This is a genomic window from Sphingopyxis sp. (assembly GCF_050916055.1).
Lineage (GTDB): Bacteria > Pseudomonadota > Alphaproteobacteria > Sphingomonadales > Sphingomonadaceae > Sphingopyxis.
Map to the genome: position 1 here is coordinate 2,631,164 of NZ_CP051527.1, position 14,549 is coordinate 2,645,712.

Consider the following 14,549-nt stretch of genomic DNA (forward strand, 5'->3'; position numbering starts at 1 on the left):
GCTACTGGCGCCGACATGAGCGAAGACGCCGCCCAACCCGCCGTCACCAGCCGCAGCGTCGCCAAGGGGCTCGGCACGACCGTGCTCGCGCGCCTCGGCGCGGTGGTCGAGATCGTCGCGCAGCCCCTGTACGTGCTGATGTTCGGGCTCGCCGGCTACGGCCTCTACGCCGTGCTGTGGGCGACGATCAACCTGCTCGAAAACCTCTTCGACCTCGGCATGACCAGCGCGATGCAGCGCACCGTCCCGCAATCGGCGAGCGACGCCGAAGCGGCGGCGGCGCTGCGCACCGCGATGGTCTTCGGGGTCGGCCCCTGCCTGGTCGTCGCGGCGCTGATCGCGGTCTTCGCCGCCGACCTCGCCCCCTTCCTCAACGTCGCGGCAAAGGACCGGCCGCTCGTCGTCCCCGCGATCCAGCTGTTCGTCTGGGCGCTGCCGCTGTGGGCCTTTGTCGAGATCGCGACCAGCGCGATGCGCGCGCGCATGGTGTTCGGCGCCGAGATTCGCCTGCGCATCGTCTGGGAACAGATCATGCGGCTGGTGTTCGCCGGCGCCTTCTTTGCCGGCGGGCTCGGGCTCAAGGGGCTGTTCCTCGCGCATCTCTGTTCGCTTGGCATCACCGCGATCCTCTGCGTCCGCCTGCTGCGGCGCTATTATGTCTTCGGCGAGCTGCTGCGCGGCGGCCGCGGCGGTGAGACCGCGCGCAACACCTTCTGGGCCGGGCTTTCGATCCTGCCCTCGAACGTCATCGCGCGGCTGTTCGGCGACGCTCCCGCGCTGATCCTGAACCTGCTGCTGCCCGGCGCGGCCGGGGCGGCGGCGGCGGGGCTGTTCACCATCGCACGCAAGCTGTCGAGCGTCGTCCAGCTGGTGCGGGTCGCCTTCGTCTATGTGCTTGCGCCCTTGGCCGCCAGCGCCGAGCGCGCCGACCGGGCGCAGGTCGCCGACATCTACGCCTATGCGACCCGCCTGATCGCGGCGATCGCCCTGCCCCTCGCCGCCGTCCTCGCGGCGGGCAGTGCGTCGCTGCTCAGCCTGTTCGGCGATCAGGCCCAGGTCGCGCAGGGTGCGGTCGTCATCCTGCTGCTGGCGCGCGCGATCGAAGCGGTGCTGGGCATTTCACTGCCGGTGCTGCAGGTCGTCGCCGCCTTTCGCCACCAGCTGACCGCGAGCATGTTCGGCTTGATCGTCGCGGCCGGCGCCGGCTGGCTGATCGTCGGGCACATGGACGCGCTCACCGGCGTCACGCTGGCGATGGCGATCGGGCTCGTCGTAATGGCGGGCATCCCGATGATCCAGCTTGCGGTCGGCGAGCGGCTGCAGCCGTTCGACGCCGCCTTCCCCGCGGTGGCGCTGCGCGGGCTCGGCATCACCTTGGTCGCGGGCGCCGCCGCGCTGCTGGTCAGCCGCCTGCCCGACGCCGTCGCGCTGCCGCTGATCCTGGTCGTCGCCGCTGGCGCGATCTGGCTGTCGCTGCGCTTCGCCTTGCCGCACGCCGACCGCGCCTCGCTCGGCAAGGCGGCGCGCAAGCTGCGGCTGGTCTGATGCGACGCCCGCGGACGCTCGCCATACCCCTCAACCGTTTGTGCTGAGCTTGTCGAAGCACCGTCCTTTTTTCCGGCGTCGGTCGGAAAAGAACGGCCCTTCGACAAGCTCAGCGCGAACGGCAGTGGGGGTCGGTCCGCACATTCGGTCTTATTTTGGCCGTAAAAATCGCTAGAGCGGTGCCACTTTATTTCTGAAGCCGCGCGGGCGCGGCCAGCAGGCGGAACAGCATGTATCAGCAGGAACTCGCGCGCAGCGGCAAGCGCCTCTTCTTCATTCGCGGCACCTATATCTATATCACCATCGCGATCTCGGTGCTGATTGCCTGGTGCGCCAAGGATTGGGGTCCGTTCCAGACCGCGTTCGGCGACTGCGCCTGGTTCTGGCTGTCGCTCGGCGTCGCCAGCGCCGGCGCGATCGTGCGCGTCTTCACCAGCGGCTGGGCGGCGCTCGGCACTTCGGGCCGCGCCAAGGTCGCCGCCGAAGCCAGCGAACTCAACACCACCGGCCCGTACAGCCTGGTCCGCAACCCGCTCTATGTCGGGCGTATCCTGAACTTCACCGGCCTCGCGATGCTGTCGGGCAGCTGGGTGTTCGGGGCGATCGTCTTCCTGCTCGCGATCCTGATCTACGAACGCATCTCGATCTATGAGGAAGAATATCTGCGCGAGAAATTCGGCGCCGCGCACGCCGAATGGGCGCAGCACGTCCCCGCGCTGCTGCCGCGCCTGCATGGCTGGGTGAAGCCGAAATATCCCTTCTGGTGGAAGCGGATGATCTGGCGCGAACAGAATAAGCTGTTCCTGCTCGCCACCACCGTCTTCCTCACCTGGTTCGCGCGCCTCGACTTCGATTTCGATGTGCTCACCGCACAGCAGTGGACCTGGGTCTATGCCTTCGCCGCGCTCGTCGTCGTCCGCTTCCTCATCGGCGGGCTGAAGATGGTCGGTTTCTTCAAGGAACTGAGCTGACGCAATGGGGGAGCAAAAGGCTTCCCCCGAAAAGCGCGGGGGCGGTCTCGCTCCCCTGATCGCACCCGAGGGGCCGCTGGCTCCTCTCATCGCGGTGGTCGGCAGCGACGGGTCGGGCAAGTCGACGCTGTCGGCCGACCTGCTCGCGCATGTTCAACAGACGCGCCGCGCGGAAAGCGGCTATCTCGGCCTCGGCTCGGGCGAGCAGGGGCGCCGTATCGGACGCTGGCCGATCGTCGGCCCGCCGCTCCACCGCTTCCTCGACGGCATTGCCGACCGGTTGCGCGAGCCGGGCGAGCCGATCCCGGGGATGCTCGCGGCGCGCTATGCGCTGAACAAATCGCGCAAACGCCGCGCGAAGTTCGACGCGCTCGTCGCCCGGCGCGGCGCCGGCATCACGATCGTCACCGACCGCTATCCGCAGCTCGAGGTCCCCGGCCTCCACGACGGCCCGATCCTCGCCGGCCGCGCCACGACGCCGCGCCTCGCCGCGATGCAGGCACAGGAACGCGCGCTCTATGCCGAGATGGCGGCTTACGTGCCGACGCTGGTCATCCGCCTGCACGTCGATGTCGACACGGTGATGGCGCGCAAGCCCGACCACGACCGGGCGCTGATCATGCGCAAGGTCGCGACGGTGCCGCTGCTGACCTTCAATGGCGCCCCGATCGTCGACATCGACGCTACGATCCCGTACGAGGACGAGCTGGCGCTGGCGGTTGCGGCGGTGGATCGGGCGTTGGCTGAAGCCTGACCGCTCGATCAATCCCGACACCCTCACCCTTCCCACCGGCTTTGCCGGCGGGCCCCTTCCCTCTCCCATCGGGAGAGGGCCCCTTCCCTCTCCCATCGGGAGAGGGAGGGAGGCGCGAAGCGCCGGTAGGGTGAGGGTGAAAGGTCGGGCGGAAACCAGGGTCAGGACCCTAGGCGCGCCCCGCCATAATCTTCTCGATCAGCACGATATCCGCCAGCTTGTCGGCGTCGATGCACGCCTCGCCCTCGGCCATCGGCACGACCTTCGCGCGCAGCCCGAAGCGCAGCCCGGCGCGCGCGACGCCCTGCTGGATCGTGACCAGCCGCAGCAGCACCGTCGCCAGCAGCACCGGCCCGAATGCGGCGACGATCTTCAGCCCCTTCTTGCGGTCGCGTTCGATCCGGCCCCAGAAATCGAGCAGCGGTAATACCCGCCGCCCGCGCAGGCGGAACATGTTCGCCCCCGACCACCAGCCGCCGCGAAACTTCAGCCAGGTGCGCTGCGATTCGGGATAGCGCGCCAGCAGCACGCGCCGCTCGACCATCGCGACCGCGACGTCGCTGTCGGCGGCGCCGACCAGAAATTCAGCGATCATCGCCGGGGTCAGCAACACATTGTCCGCGGTCGTGACCAGCACCGGATCGTCGCCCGGCGGCAGCGCGGCGGCGAGCGAGCTGCTGATCCCCGCGCCCGAATCGCTGAAATGCAGGTCGGCGATTCCCGCGAGCGCGGGTTCGGCGGCAAGCGCGGCGCTGTCCTGCGCCAGCACGGTGATCGCGCCGACCTCCGGCGCGGCGCGCAGCGCGGTCACGACATGGACGAGCATCGGCTGGCCCGCGATCGGCAGCAGCGCCTTGGTCGCGACGCCGCTGCCCGCCAGCAACGGGTCTGCTCCCGGGCGGCTGCCCGCCATCACGATCGCGGCGATCGGCGTCGTCATTCGGCTGGCGCGGCCCCGACGCGTTTCGCGGTGACCCCGCGCAGAAAATCGCTCGCCTCGGCGAGGACCGGCCCCTTGTATTTCAGCGGCGGGGTGAAGGCCATGACCAGGTCGTTGTGGCTGAGTCCGTCATATTCGCGCAGCGTCGCCTGGCCCCCGACCCGCGCCATCGCCGCCGCCAGCCGCTGGCTGTTGCGCACCCGCACCACCGTGTCGGCGGTGCCATGGCCCAGCCACAGCGGCGGCGCATCGGCGCGCACGAAATGGATCGGCTGTGTCTGCTCGACGGGACGGATATCGCCCATCGCGACATCGGCGCGGCCGCCCTTTTCGAACGGATGGAAATCATAGGGGCCGGCGAGCGCCGCGACGCCGCGGATGACCGACGTATCGCTGCCGGCCGCCTTCATCCACTGCGGGTCGAGCGCCAGCATCACCGCATTATACGCGCCCGCCGAATGCCCCGACAGCGCGATGCGCCCGGGGTCGCCGCCATGGTCGCCGATATGCTTTGCGGTCCACGCGACCGCCGCCGCGCTGTCCTCCAGGAAATCGGGCCAATGTCCGTCGGGCACGATGCGATAGTCGGGAATGACGACGATGAAGCCCTGCCGCGCAAAGGCCCGCCCGGCGAACCCGTAATCGCCGCGCGCGCCGCTGTACCAGCCGCCGCCATACAGCCAGACGAGCACCGGCAGGCGGTCGCTCTTCTTCGTCCCCGCCGGCACCCAGATGTCGAGCTTGCCGCGCGGCCCCGGCCGATAGGTCACATCGGCGGCCTGCAACGTCGCGCCGTCGCTGCCGCCGAGCAGCCGGTCGCCGGTGTCGAGCGAGCTTGCGCCGCCGGCGACGACCATCCGGGCGACCCCGCCGATCACCAGCAGCGCCGCCGCCGCGACGATGAGATATGTGAGCAACCGTCGCCCCTTGAGATTGCGTGCCGTCATAGGCTTCGCGCCCTACAGGGCGCCGTGCCAGCGAACAAGCACCGAGCACGCGACCTTTTGCGCCCTCGTGCGTAGGAAGGGCCATGACCAACAGCTTTTCGCGCCCCGCCCTGATCTGCAACAGCCAGAGCGGCAGCCACGACGAGGCCACCCTCGACGCCATCGTCGCCGCTTGCGCCGATCATGGCGCGCCGCTCGCCGCGACCTTTGCGCTCCCCGATGCCGCGGTCCCCGACGCGGCGGCGCTGCGCGCAGAGGGCATCGACCTGCTCCTGGTGTGGACCGGCGACGGCACGATCAACGCCGCCGCGACCGCGGCCGAGGGCTGGGACGGCGCGATCCTGCCGCTCCCCGGCGGCACACTCAACCTGCTTTCGAAGCAGTTGCACGGCGACCGTCCGGCGCCCGAAATCCTCGCCGACGCGCTCGCAGGCAAAGGACGGCGACGCCCCATCCCGACGATCCGCAGCGATGCCGACACCGCCTTCATCACCATCGTCGCCGGTCCCGCGACGCGCTGGGCTGAGGTGCGCGAAACCATGCGCCAGGACGGCATCATCGAGGCGAGCCGCGCCGCGCCCGAGGCGCTCGACGACATGCTCAACGCCCCCAGCGTGCGCTTGGCGGGCCATCCGCAAGCCTATCCGGCGGTCATCCTCACCCCCACTCCGGCCGGCATCCAGGCCGACGGCATCCTCGCCGAAGGCACCGCCGACGTGTTGCGCCACGGGCTGGCGTGGCTCGGCGGCGATTTTCGCGACGGGCCGAGCGAGCCGATCACCTGCGCCGAGGCCATCATTCTCGAGAGCGACGCCGCGATCAGCCTCGAATATGATGGCGAACTGGCCGAAACGCCGTCGCCGGCCCGATTTGCCGTCGGGGCCAGCGGGGTCGATTTCATCGCGACCGCATGACGCGACTGTTTCACATCAGCGATCTCCATTTCGGACTCGAAGACCGCGCGGCGCTCGCCTGGTTCGAAGATTGCGTCCGCGGCGAGCGCCCCGATGCGGTCCTGATCACCGGCGACCTGACGATGCGCGCGCGCACCAGCGAATTCGCCGCGGCGTGCGACTGGATCGAGGCGCTCGACGTGCCGGTGACCGTCGAGGTCGGCAACCACGACCTCCCTTATTTCAATCCCTTCGCGCGCTTTTTTCGTCCCTACGCGCGCATTCACCGCATCGAGCGGCTGGTCGAGCGCGAGCTCGATTTTCCGGGGATCGCGGTGGTGCCGCTCAAAACCACCGCGCGCGCGCAGTGGCGGTTCGACTGGTCGAAGGGCTGGGTGACGCGCCGCGCGCTGGCCAAGACGCTCGCCGCGATCGACACGCTGCCACCCGCCACTACGATTCTGGTCACCGCCCACCATCCGCTGGTCGAGGCCGATACCAAAAGCCGCGCGCTGACCCGCGGCGGCGAGGTGGCGCTGACCGCGCTCGCCGCGCGCGGCGTCGCCGCGGTGCTGACCGGCCACGTCCACGACGCGTTCGATCTGTCCAAGCCGACCGCCGCCGGGCCGGTGCGGATGATCGGGGCGGGCACCTTGTCACAGCGCATCCGCTCGACCCCACCCAGTTTCAACGATTTACGCGTTGTGGACGGCCAAATCACCGTCGATGTGCGCAACCTTGGTGAAATTCCCACCATTCAGATGCAGATCACCGACATCCCCCCCGACGCGCTGCCACCGCGCGAACCCGGCGATCCGGTGGCGCCCGTCGGCGCCGTGCCGCCGGTCGATCCGCCGGTGCATTGACGCGGCGTCCTATCCCGTTAGGTTGCAACAAAAAACGGGATGAGGAACGATGCTGACCAAAGGCGACGATTTTCCACTGCACCAGACCCCCGACCCGATCGCCTTCGCCGGCAGCGATCGCAATTTCTACGACCGCTATTTCTTCAACGGCTACGCGCCCGACGGCTCGGTTTTTTTCGCCGCGGCGATGGGCTTCTACCCACAGCTCGGTATCGTCGACGGGGCGTTTTGCGTTGTCGTCGATGGGGTGCAGCACATATTGCACGCCAGCCGCCGGTCGGCGGGCGAGCGATTCGACCTGACAGTCGGCCCGGTCGGTCTTGCCATCGAAGCCCCGCTGGAACGCATTGCGCTGACCGTCACCGCGAACGACGGATTGCTCGCCGGCGAGCTGATCTTCACCGGCCGCCATTTTCCGATCGAGGAGCCGCGATTCGTCCGCCGCAACGGCACGCGGCTGTTCATGGATTATACGCGGATGACGCAAAACGGCCACTGGTCGGGTTGGCTGTCGGTGGGCGGCAGGCGGATCGAGCTCGGCACCGGGTGGACCGGCACGCGCGACCGCAGCTGGGGTATTCGCCCGGTCGGCGCCGCCGAATCGCAGCCGCCGCCAGCGGGCAATTTCGCGCAATTCTTCTGGTTGTGGACTCCGTGCAATTTCGCTGACCGCTCGCTCTTCTTCCACAGCAACGACGATGGCGATGGCACGCCATGGAACCGCCGCGCGGTGATCGTCGCCGACAATGGCGTCGAAAGGCATTTCGACGCTGCATCCTTTGCCCCAACCTGGGAGGCGGGAACGCGGCGACTCGCGCGCCTCGATGTCGATCTTGGCGTCGGCGGCGCCCTGTCGCTGGCCCCCTCGGGCCCACTGTTCGCGATGAGCGGCCTCGGCTACACCCATCCGGTCTGGGGCCATGGTTTCGACCATGGCGCCGATCCGGTCGTCGCGCACGACGCGTTGACGGTGGAGGAACGCCGCTGGGCGAACCCGCTGGCGATGCATGTCCAGGCGCTCGTCACCGCCGAGCTGACCGACGGCACCGGCACCCATCGCGGTGTCGGCGTGCTCGAACAATTGTTCGTCGGGCCGCACGCACCGACCGGGCTGGCGGGCCTGATGGATCCCGTCGCTTGAGCTTTCCGACCTCGCCCGGCGCGATGACCCCGGCGTGGCTCGCCCAGACGCTGGGGCAGGATAGCGGCGCGCTGCGCGGCTTTGCGGCAACTCCGGTCGGCACCGGGCAGATGTGCGACAGCTTTCGCCTGACGCTCGACTGGGCTGGCGGCACAGACGCGCCGCCGAGCATCGTCGCCAAATGCCCCAGCCACGACGCGGCGAGCCGCAACATCGCCAAGCTCACCGGCACCTATGTCAAGGAAGTGAGCTGGTACCGCGAGCTGGCGGCGGGCAGCGGGGTGGCCGCACCGCATTGTTATCACGCCCAGATTGCCGCCGACGATATCGATTTCATCCTGCTGCTCGCCGATCTTGCCCCGGCGCGGCAGGGCGATCAGCTCGCCGGGCTGGGCCTCGAAGCGTTGATCCCCTGCATCGATGCGGCGGCGGGCCTTCATGCGTTGCGCTGGGATGATTCCCAGCTGGCGGCGCTGCCGTGGCTGTCGCGGGACAGCGGCGATCTGGTGCGCGCCTTGTTCCCGCAGCTCTATCTGGGCTTTCGTGAGCGCTATGCCGACCGGCTGGCCCCCGACGTGCTCGATGTCGGCGCCAGGATCGTCGCGCAACTCGACGCCTATCTGGGGCGGGAGCCCGCGGCGCGGACGATCGTCCACGGCGACCTGCGCATCGACAACATACTGTTCGCACCCGACGGCGCACGCTGCTGGCTGGTCGACTGGCAGACGCTGGGACGCGGCAGCGGCGCGACCGACCTCGCCTATCTGATCGGCACCAGCATCGCCGATCCGTTCGAACGCGCCGCCGCCGACCGCCCGGCTTTCGACCACTGGGTCGCAGCGCTCGCCGGGCGCGGGGTGGAGCTCGATACCGACGCGCTGTGGACCGATTACCGGATCGGCGCGCTCAGCGGCTATTTCATGGCGGTGTTCGCCTCGATGAACGTCGAGCGCACCGCGCGCGGCGACGAGATGTTCGCAGTGATGGCCGAGCGCCCCGCCCGGCAGGCGCTGGCGCTCGGCAGTCTCGACCTGCTCTAGGGTCCTAGGCCGCGACGGGCTGCTGCACGACCGCGGCGATGATCGCGTCGCAAAACGCGTCGAGGTCGTCGGGGCTGCGGCTGGTGATGATGTTGCGGTCGGTGACCACCGCTTCGTCGACCGCCTCGGCGCCGGCATTGGCGATGTCGGTGCGGATCGATTTGTAACTGGTCATCCGGCGGCCCTTCGCCAAACCCGCCTCGATCAGCAGCCACGGCGCGTGGCAAATCGCGGCGACCGGTTTGCCCGCCGCGGCAAAGTCGCGAATCAGCGCCACGGCTTTGTCCTCGACTCGCAGCAGGTCGGGGTTGATCTGGCCGCCCGGCAGGACGAGCGCATCGTAATCGGCGACCTTTACGTCCGCGATCAACAGGTCGACGCTGATGTCGTCGCCCCAGTCGTCATCGTCCCAGCCGCAAATATCCTTGGTCGACAGCGAGGCGATGTCGACCGCGGCGCCGGCTTGCTCCAGCCGTTCGCACGGCACTTCCAGTTCGGACTGTTCAAAGCCGTGCGTGGCCATGATCAGGATCTTGCGCGACGCGAGGGGGGATTGGTCGGTCATGAGGGGGTTCCTTTCGTTGTTCTGGTGTAACCAGCCAACGCGTGCGTCCCCGTCAATGTTGCACGCCGCCGCGTGGCGCCCGCCGCCATCATGCTGCAGCTCAAAGAAAAAGGGCGGCCCGTTGCCGGACCGCCCTCCTCTTCTCCACCCGTCGGTGGAAAAAGCTCTTAACGCTTCGAGAACTGGAAGCTGCGGCGGGCCTTGGCCTTGCCGTATTTCTTGCGCTCGACGGTGCGGCTGTCGCGGGTCAGGAAACCCGCCGACTTGACGACGCCGCGCAGTGCGGGTTCGAAACGGGTCAGCGCCTGCGAAATGCCGTGCAACACCGCGCCCGCCTGGCCCGACAGGCCGCCGCCCTTGACGGTGGCGACGATGTCATAGCTGCCAATGCGATCGGTCAGGCCAAAGGGCTGGTTGATCACGAGGCGCAGCGTCGGGCGGGCGAAATAGACTTCCTGATCGCGGCCGTTGATCGTGATCTTGCCGGTGCCGGGCTTCAACCATACGCGGGCGACGGCGTCCTTGCGGCGACCGGTCGCATAAGCGCGGCCCTGCTTGTCGACGATCTTTTCGCGCAGCGGCGCGGTGCTCGTGACCTGGCTATTGACGGCGGTCGGAAAAGCGTCCGCGGTTCCGAGGTCCTTGAGATCGGTTATGGTCTGTTCGTCAGCCATTATGCACCCACCTTGTTCTTGCGGTTCATCGACGCGACGTCGATCACTTCGGGGTTCTGCCCTTCATGCGGATGTTCGCTGCCGGCGAACACGCGCAGGTTGCGCATCTGCTGACGGCCGAGCGGGCCGCGCGGGATCATGCGTTCGATCGCCTTTTCGAGCACGCGCTCGGGAAAACGGCCCTCGAGGATTTTCGCGGGGCTGGTTTCCTTGATGCCGCCGGCATAGCCGGTGTGCTTGTAATAGCGCTTGTCGGCCATCTTCTTGCCGGTGAACGCCACCTTCTCCGCGTTGATGACGATGACATTGTCACCGCAATCGACATGCGGGGTAAAGCTCGGCTTGTGCTTGCCGCGCAGGATGCTGGCGATGATCGACGCGACGCGGCCCACAACGAGGCCCTCGGCGTCGATCAGCACCCATTTCTTTTCGACCGTGCCGGCATTTGCCGAAGCGGTCGTCTTGGTCAGCGCCTTCATCATGGCGACCTCCTTGACAGATGGGGATCGAGGCGATGACCGAAGGCCGCCGCCCGGAAACAAACCGCGCCGCCTGCTCCCAAGGGAGCGCGGCGGCGCTTCGGAGCGGGCCAATGGCGGTTGCGGCGCTGAAAGTCAAGCATCGCGGGGCTTTGCTGACGGGTATTATGATACCGCGCCATTTATTCGGCCAGCGAAAGCGCCCGAACCCGCTCCTCGACCAGCGTCCGCGCCGCGGTTCCAGGCGAGACGATCCAGCTCTGCCGTTGCTCGCGCTGGACCATGCCGGTGGCGGTATCGACCGTCCACTGCGTATCGATATGCAGCGGCTGCCCGGCGCCATCAGGTGCCAGCCGTGCGCGTTCGGCCGTGGCGATCGTTCGCAACGCGCCCGCCTGGGTCACCGCGACGCCGCTGCCGTCCGCCACTGCAATGGCGGGGTTGGCGGGCGCGACGAGGGCGCGGATGTCGGCCGTGGCCAGCCGATTGCGTTCATCGGCCGGCAGCGCCGCGAGCAGCTGCGCCATTTGCTGCGCCTGGGCCCGATCCGCTTCCGCGCCCACCGCCTGCGTCCGCGCCAAAGCGCGATCCCACAGATCGTCCGCCGCAACAAGATCGATCGTGGCGCCGTTGGCGGGGACCAGATAGGTCATCGGCTGCCCCACGAGCGGCTGAAGCACTGCGGTCAGGGCGCGCGTTACTTCGGGCCGGGCGTCGGATTCGATCCGTTCCAACACCGCCTCGAGCCGGTAGCCGCGCCCGGCGCGGCGCCAGATCAGCGCATAATGGAGCGAGAAGCTGAGCAGGGCGCCATCGCGTCCCAGCCGGCGCGTCGTGACACGATAGGCCATGGCCCGGTCGATCGGTGGCGCGAATTGCACGGCGGCTGCCGCAGCCGGCGATGCCGGAGGCCGCGCGGGGGGCGCCTCGGCCGCGAGCATCAGCAGGGTGCCGAGGCCCGCCGCCACGATCATACGTTACGGCGGCCCAGCCGGTGGAGCCCCGCCGCGGTCACCGCAACGAGGATGGCGCCGACGACTTGGTGCAGGACAGCGATCCACATCGACACTCCGGTCACCACAGTCAAAATGCCGAGGAGCATCTGGGCCAGGACAACGGCGACCAGCAGCCACGCCTCGACCGCCGCTCCGCGCCGCCACAAGCTGCGCGCGAGCATCAGCAACGCCAGCGACGCGCACCACGACCACCAACGGTGGAGGAAGTGGATCAGGAAAGGATCGTTGGTCAGCGCCATCCACGCGCCGCGCGTCCAGTCGATCCCCGCCGGCACGAAATGATCGTTCATCAGGGGCCAGCTGCTGGCGACGAAGCCGGCGTTGAGTCCCGCGACCCAGGCCCCGAGCAACAATTGCACGAACAGGACCCCGATCAGGCCGATCGCCGCGCCGCCCAGCCCGGCGGGCCGCGCCGCGGGCTCGCGCGCCAGCGCCTCCAGATCGCGCGCCGTCCACACCAGCCCGGCGAGCAGGAATAGTGCCGTCAGCAGGTGCGTCGCGAGTCGGAAATGACTGACGTCGGTGCGATACTCGAGCCCCGAGGCAACCATCCACCAGCCGATCGCGCCCTGCAGGCCGACCAGCGCGGCGAGCGCGAGCAGCCGCGGGGTATATCCCGCCGGGATCGCGCGGCGCCAGGCAAACCAGACCAACGGCACGACCAGCGCCATGCCGACGAGCCGGCCGAGGATGCGGTGCAGCCATTCCCAGAAAAAGATCGCCTTGAACGCCGCCAGCGACATGCCGGCGTTGATCTCCTTATATTCCGGGATCTGCTTGTATTTTTCGAACTCGACGACCCAGTCGGCTTCGTTCAGCGGCGGCATGACCCCCGATACCGGGCGCCATTCGGTGATCGACAGCCCCGATTCGGTCAGCCGCGTGATCCCGCCGATCGCGACGACGATGATCACCAGCAGCGCCACCGCCCATAGCCAGCGCGCCAGCGCCGCGGGCCGCGGCATGCGCGCGGCGGACGGGACGGCGGCGATGGGCGAAGCGTCGGTCATCGCCCGCCCTATCGTCGCTTGCCGGGCGATAGGCAAGGGGGCGGCCCGCGGCCGGCCGGGGAAAATTCATGGCCGCGACAGGCGGCGATTGCTATGCGCCGCCGGATGTCGCGCCGCTTTTCCACTCTGCTGGCCGCCGCCTTGCTGGCCGCGGCGCCCGCCGCCGCCGCGGACCCGGCCCCCTCGCCATATGCCGAACTGGCCGCGCTCGAGGCGCGGGTCGCGGCGATCGCGTTTCGCCTGACCACCGCCAGCGCCGCGCATTGCCCGGTGCTGCAGCCGCAGTTCGGCTGGCTGTGGGGCGACCCGCGCCTCTATGACGCAGGTGCACGCTCGTCTGCACGCACCGCCTATAACGCCAGCAACGCCCACCTGCCCTTCCTCGCTGCGGTCGCCCCCGGCTCGCCCGCCGCGACCGCCGGGCTGCGTGTCGGCATGGCGATTCGCGCCGCAAACGGCGTCGCGGTGGCACCCCCCGAAGACGACGATCCCTTCGCACGCATCGCGGCACTCGAAAGCCGGCTCGCCGCCCTCCCGCCCTCGACACCCGCGGAAATCGACGCTGCCGACGGCCGCCGCCTTGCCGTGCAGCCGGTCGCCGGTTGCATCAGCGACTTTCGCGTCGAAGCGCGGGACAGGCCGTCGGGCGCCGCCGACGGGCGGCTGGTGCTGATCAGCGCCGGACTCGCCCGCGCGGCCGCCGACGATGACGAACTCGCCGCGGTGATCGCGCACGAGCTGGCGCATAATATCCTGCGCCACCGCGCGCGGCTCGACGCCGCCGACATCGACCGCGGAATTGGCAAGCAGTTCGGGCGCAACGCACGGCTGATCCGCGCCACCGAAGTCGAGGCCGACCGGCTGTCGGTCTGGCTGACCCACGCCGCGGGCTACGCGCCAGAGGCGGCGGCGCGCTTCTGGACGCAGTTCGGCAAGCGGCGCGGGCCGGTGCTGATCCAGGCCGGAACCCACCCGCGCTGGAAGGCGCGCGTCAGGACACTGGAAACCGAGGTCGCGGCGCTGCGCGATGCCGAAGCGCGCGGCGGGCCGCTCGATCCACCGCTGATCGCCGCGCCGCCACCCTTGGAATAGGCGCGCGGCGCCCTATTTTAGGGTCATCCCTCCCCCCGTCAGCAAGGATCGCCGCCATGACCCATGAAACCGCCATTTTCGCCGGAGGCTGCTTCTGGTGCACCGAAGCCGTGTTCCAGTCGCTGGCCGGGGTCGAGCGCGTCGAAAGCGGCTATATCGGCGGCCATGTCACCAACCCGACCTACAAGCAGGTGTGCGGCGGCGACACCGGCCATGCCGAGGCGATTCGCATCACCTTCGACCCCGCGGTCATCACCTACGACGATTTGCTCGACGTCCATTTCGCGACGCACGACCCGACGACGCTCAACCGCCAGGGCAATGATGTAGGCACCCAGTATCGCAGCACGATCTTCCCGCTCGATGCCGCGCAGGGCGACGCCGCGCGCGCCGCGATCGCCCGCGCCGCGGCCGATTGGCCGGCGCCGATCGTCACCACGATCGAGGCCGCGAGCGACTGGTACGCCGCCGAAGATTATCATCAGCGCTATTGGGACGGCGAAGGCCAGCGCAATCCCTATTGCATGGCCGTCATCCCGCCCAAGCTCGCGAAATTGCGCAAGGGGTTCGCCGACCGGCTGCGTAGTCCCTCCACAGCGGGATAAATATCGACTGT

At 68.8% G+C, this 14,549-nt stretch carries 16 protein-coding genes; 9 read left to right on the top strand and 7 right to left on the bottom strand.

Annotated features, from left to right (window positions below; genetic code table 11):
• Nucleotides 1-15: 15 nt before the first annotated feature.
• From HEQ22_RS12795 to HEQ22_RS12805, 3 genes are all read left to right on the top strand, one after another.
• Nucleotides 16-1,545: a lipopolysaccharide biosynthesis protein gene (locus HEQ22_RS12795; protein WP_432768278.1), complete on the top strand. Its 1,530-nt coding sequence runs from the start codon at nucleotides 16-18 to the stop codon at nucleotides 1,543-1,545.
• A gap of 230 nt (nucleotides 1,546-1,775) precedes the next feature.
• Nucleotides 1,776-2,516, top strand: coding sequence for a methyltransferase family protein (locus tag HEQ22_RS12800; protein ID WP_432768279.1), 741 nt, complete (start codon nucleotides 1,776-1,778; stop codon nucleotides 2,514-2,516).
• Nucleotides 2,517-2,520: 4 nt separating this feature from the next.
• Nucleotides 2,521-3,270 (top strand): nucleoside triphosphate hydrolase, encoded by a 750-nt coding sequence (locus HEQ22_RS12805; RefSeq protein ID WP_432768280.1) that lies wholly within the window; start codon nucleotides 2,521-2,523, stop codon nucleotides 3,268-3,270.
• A gap of 169 nt (nucleotides 3,271-3,439) precedes the next feature.
• On the opposite strand, the gene HEQ22_RS12810 is transcribed toward HEQ22_RS12805, so the two are convergent.
• The gene (locus HEQ22_RS12810; protein WP_432768281.1) at nucleotides 3,440-4,210 is read right to left on the bottom strand and encodes an NTP transferase domain-containing protein; all 771 of its coding nucleotides are present in this window, start codon (nucleotides 4,208-4,210) and stop codon (nucleotides 3,440-3,442) included.
• On the bottom strand, nucleotides 4,207-5,127 hold the full coding sequence (locus HEQ22_RS12815; RefSeq protein WP_432768282.1) for an alpha/beta hydrolase: 921 nt from the start codon (nucleotides 5,125-5,127) through the stop codon (nucleotides 4,207-4,209). The genes HEQ22_RS12810 and HEQ22_RS12815 overlap by 4 nt, the downstream gene beginning before the upstream one ends.
• 113 nt (nucleotides 5,128-5,240) lie before the next feature.
• On the opposite strand from HEQ22_RS12815, the gene HEQ22_RS12820 reads away from it, so the two are divergent.
• Genes HEQ22_RS12820 through HEQ22_RS12835 form a run of 4 tightly spaced genes read left to right on the top strand, consistent with a single transcriptional unit; the run spans nucleotide 5,241 to nucleotide 9,097 of the window.
• Nucleotides 5,241-6,071: a diacylglycerol/lipid kinase family protein gene (locus HEQ22_RS12820; RefSeq protein ID WP_432768283.1), complete on the top strand. Its 831-nt coding sequence runs from the start codon at nucleotides 5,241-5,243 to the stop codon at nucleotides 6,069-6,071.
• Nucleotides 6,068-6,916, top strand: a complete 849-nt coding sequence (locus HEQ22_RS12825) for a metallophosphoesterase family protein (RefSeq protein WP_432768284.1) — start codon at nucleotides 6,068-6,070, stop codon at nucleotides 6,914-6,916. The genes HEQ22_RS12820 and HEQ22_RS12825 overlap by 4 nt, the downstream gene beginning before the upstream one ends.
• Nucleotides 6,917-6,965: 49 nt before the next feature.
• Complete coding sequence (locus tag HEQ22_RS12830; RefSeq protein ID WP_432768285.1) at nucleotides 6,966-8,057, top strand: hypothetical protein; 1,092 nt, start codon at nucleotides 6,966-6,968, stop codon at nucleotides 8,055-8,057.
• Nucleotides 8,054-9,097: a phosphotransferase family protein gene (locus HEQ22_RS12835; protein ID WP_432768286.1), complete on the top strand. Its 1,044-nt coding sequence runs from the start codon at nucleotides 8,054-8,056 to the stop codon at nucleotides 9,095-9,097. The genes HEQ22_RS12830 and HEQ22_RS12835 overlap by 4 nt, the downstream gene beginning before the upstream one ends.
• Nucleotides 9,098-9,101: 4 nt before the next feature.
• Here HEQ22_RS12835 and HEQ22_RS12840 read toward each other — a convergent pair whose 3' ends face one another.
• From HEQ22_RS12840 to HEQ22_RS12860, 5 genes are all read right to left on the bottom strand, one after another.
• A complete protein-coding gene (locus HEQ22_RS12840; RefSeq protein WP_432768287.1) occupies nucleotides 9,102-9,662 on the bottom strand; it encodes a type 1 glutamine amidotransferase domain-containing protein in 561 nt (186 codons plus the stop codon).
• Between the two features lie 167 nt (nucleotides 9,663-9,829).
• The gene (gene rpsI / locus HEQ22_RS12845) at nucleotides 9,830-10,336 is read right to left on the bottom strand and encodes a 30S ribosomal protein S9 (RefSeq protein WP_432768288.1); all 507 of its coding nucleotides are present in this window, start codon (nucleotides 10,334-10,336) and stop codon (nucleotides 9,830-9,832) included.
• On the bottom strand, nucleotides 10,336-10,815 hold the full coding sequence (gene rplM / locus HEQ22_RS12850; RefSeq protein ID WP_432770875.1) for a 50S ribosomal protein L13: 480 nt from the start codon (nucleotides 10,813-10,815) through the stop codon (nucleotides 10,336-10,338). Before rplM ends, rpsI begins: the two co-directional genes overlap by 1 nt.
• A 182-nt stretch (nucleotides 10,816-10,997) precedes the next feature.
• Nucleotides 10,998-11,783, bottom strand: coding sequence for a hypothetical protein (locus tag HEQ22_RS12855; protein ID WP_432768289.1), 786 nt, complete (start codon nucleotides 11,781-11,783; stop codon nucleotides 10,998-11,000).
• Between the two features lie 2 nt (nucleotides 11,784-11,785).
• Nucleotides 11,786-12,841, bottom strand: a complete 1,056-nt coding sequence (locus HEQ22_RS12860) for a COX15/CtaA family protein (protein WP_432768290.1) — start codon at nucleotides 12,839-12,841, stop codon at nucleotides 11,786-11,788.
• Nucleotides 12,842-12,934: 93 nt separating this feature from the next.
• Between HEQ22_RS12860 and HEQ22_RS12865 the strand changes: the two genes are divergently transcribed.
• On the top strand, nucleotides 12,935-13,933 hold the full coding sequence (locus HEQ22_RS12865; RefSeq protein ID WP_432768291.1) for a M48 family metalloprotease: 999 nt from the start codon (nucleotides 12,935-12,937) through the stop codon (nucleotides 13,931-13,933).
• Nucleotides 13,934-13,989: 56 nt separating this feature from the next.
• On the top strand, nucleotides 13,990-14,538 hold the full coding sequence (msrA, locus tag HEQ22_RS12870; RefSeq protein WP_432768292.1) for a peptide-methionine (S)-S-oxide reductase MsrA: 549 nt from the start codon (nucleotides 13,990-13,992) through the stop codon (nucleotides 14,536-14,538).
• Nucleotides 14,539-14,549 lie beyond the last annotated feature (11 nt).

Bases quoted from the DNA above. Each gene is read 5' to 3' on its own strand.
- HEQ22_RS12795 (WP_432768278.1), top strand. From the start codon at position 16: ATGAGCGAAGACGCCGCCCAACCCGCCGTCACCAGCCGCAGCGTCGCC.
- HEQ22_RS12800 (WP_432768279.1), top strand. From the start codon at position 1,776: ATGTATCAGCAGGAACTCGCGCGCAGCGGCAAGCGCCTCTTCTTCATT.
- HEQ22_RS12805 (WP_432768280.1), top strand. From the start codon at position 2,521: ATGGGGGAGCAAAAGGCTTCCCCCGAAAAGCGCGGGGGCGGTCTCGCT.
- HEQ22_RS12810 (WP_432768281.1), bottom strand. From the start codon at position 4,210: ATGACGACGCCGATCGCCGCGATCGTGATGGCGGGCAGCCGCCCGGGA.
- HEQ22_RS12820 (WP_432768283.1), top strand. From the start codon at position 5,241: ATGACCAACAGCTTTTCGCGCCCCGCCCTGATCTGCAACAGCCAGAGC.
- HEQ22_RS12825 (WP_432768284.1), top strand. From the start codon at position 6,068: ATGACGCGACTGTTTCACATCAGCGATCTCCATTTCGGACTCGAAGAC.
- HEQ22_RS12830 (WP_432768285.1), top strand. From the start codon at position 6,966: ATGCTGACCAAAGGCGACGATTTTCCACTGCACCAGACCCCCGACCCG.
- HEQ22_RS12840 (WP_432768287.1), bottom strand. From the start codon at position 9,662: ATGACCGACCAATCCCCCCTCGCGTCGCGCAAGATCCTGATCATGGCC.
- rpsI (WP_432768288.1), bottom strand. From the start codon at position 10,336: ATGGCTGACGAACAGACCATAACCGATCTCAAGGACCTCGGAACCGCG.
- rplM (WP_432770875.1), bottom strand. From the start codon at position 10,815: ATGAAGGCGCTGACCAAGACGACCGCTTCGGCAAATGCCGGCACGGTC.
- HEQ22_RS12860 (WP_432768290.1), bottom strand. From the start codon at position 12,841: ATGACCGACGCTTCGCCCATCGCCGCCGTCCCGTCCGCCGCGCGCATG.
- HEQ22_RS12865 (WP_432768291.1), top strand. From the start codon at position 12,935: ATGCGCCGCCGGATGTCGCGCCGCTTTTCCACTCTGCTGGCCGCCGCC.
- msrA (WP_432768292.1), top strand. From the start codon at position 13,990: ATGACCCATGAAACCGCCATTTTCGCCGGAGGCTGCTTCTGGTGCACC.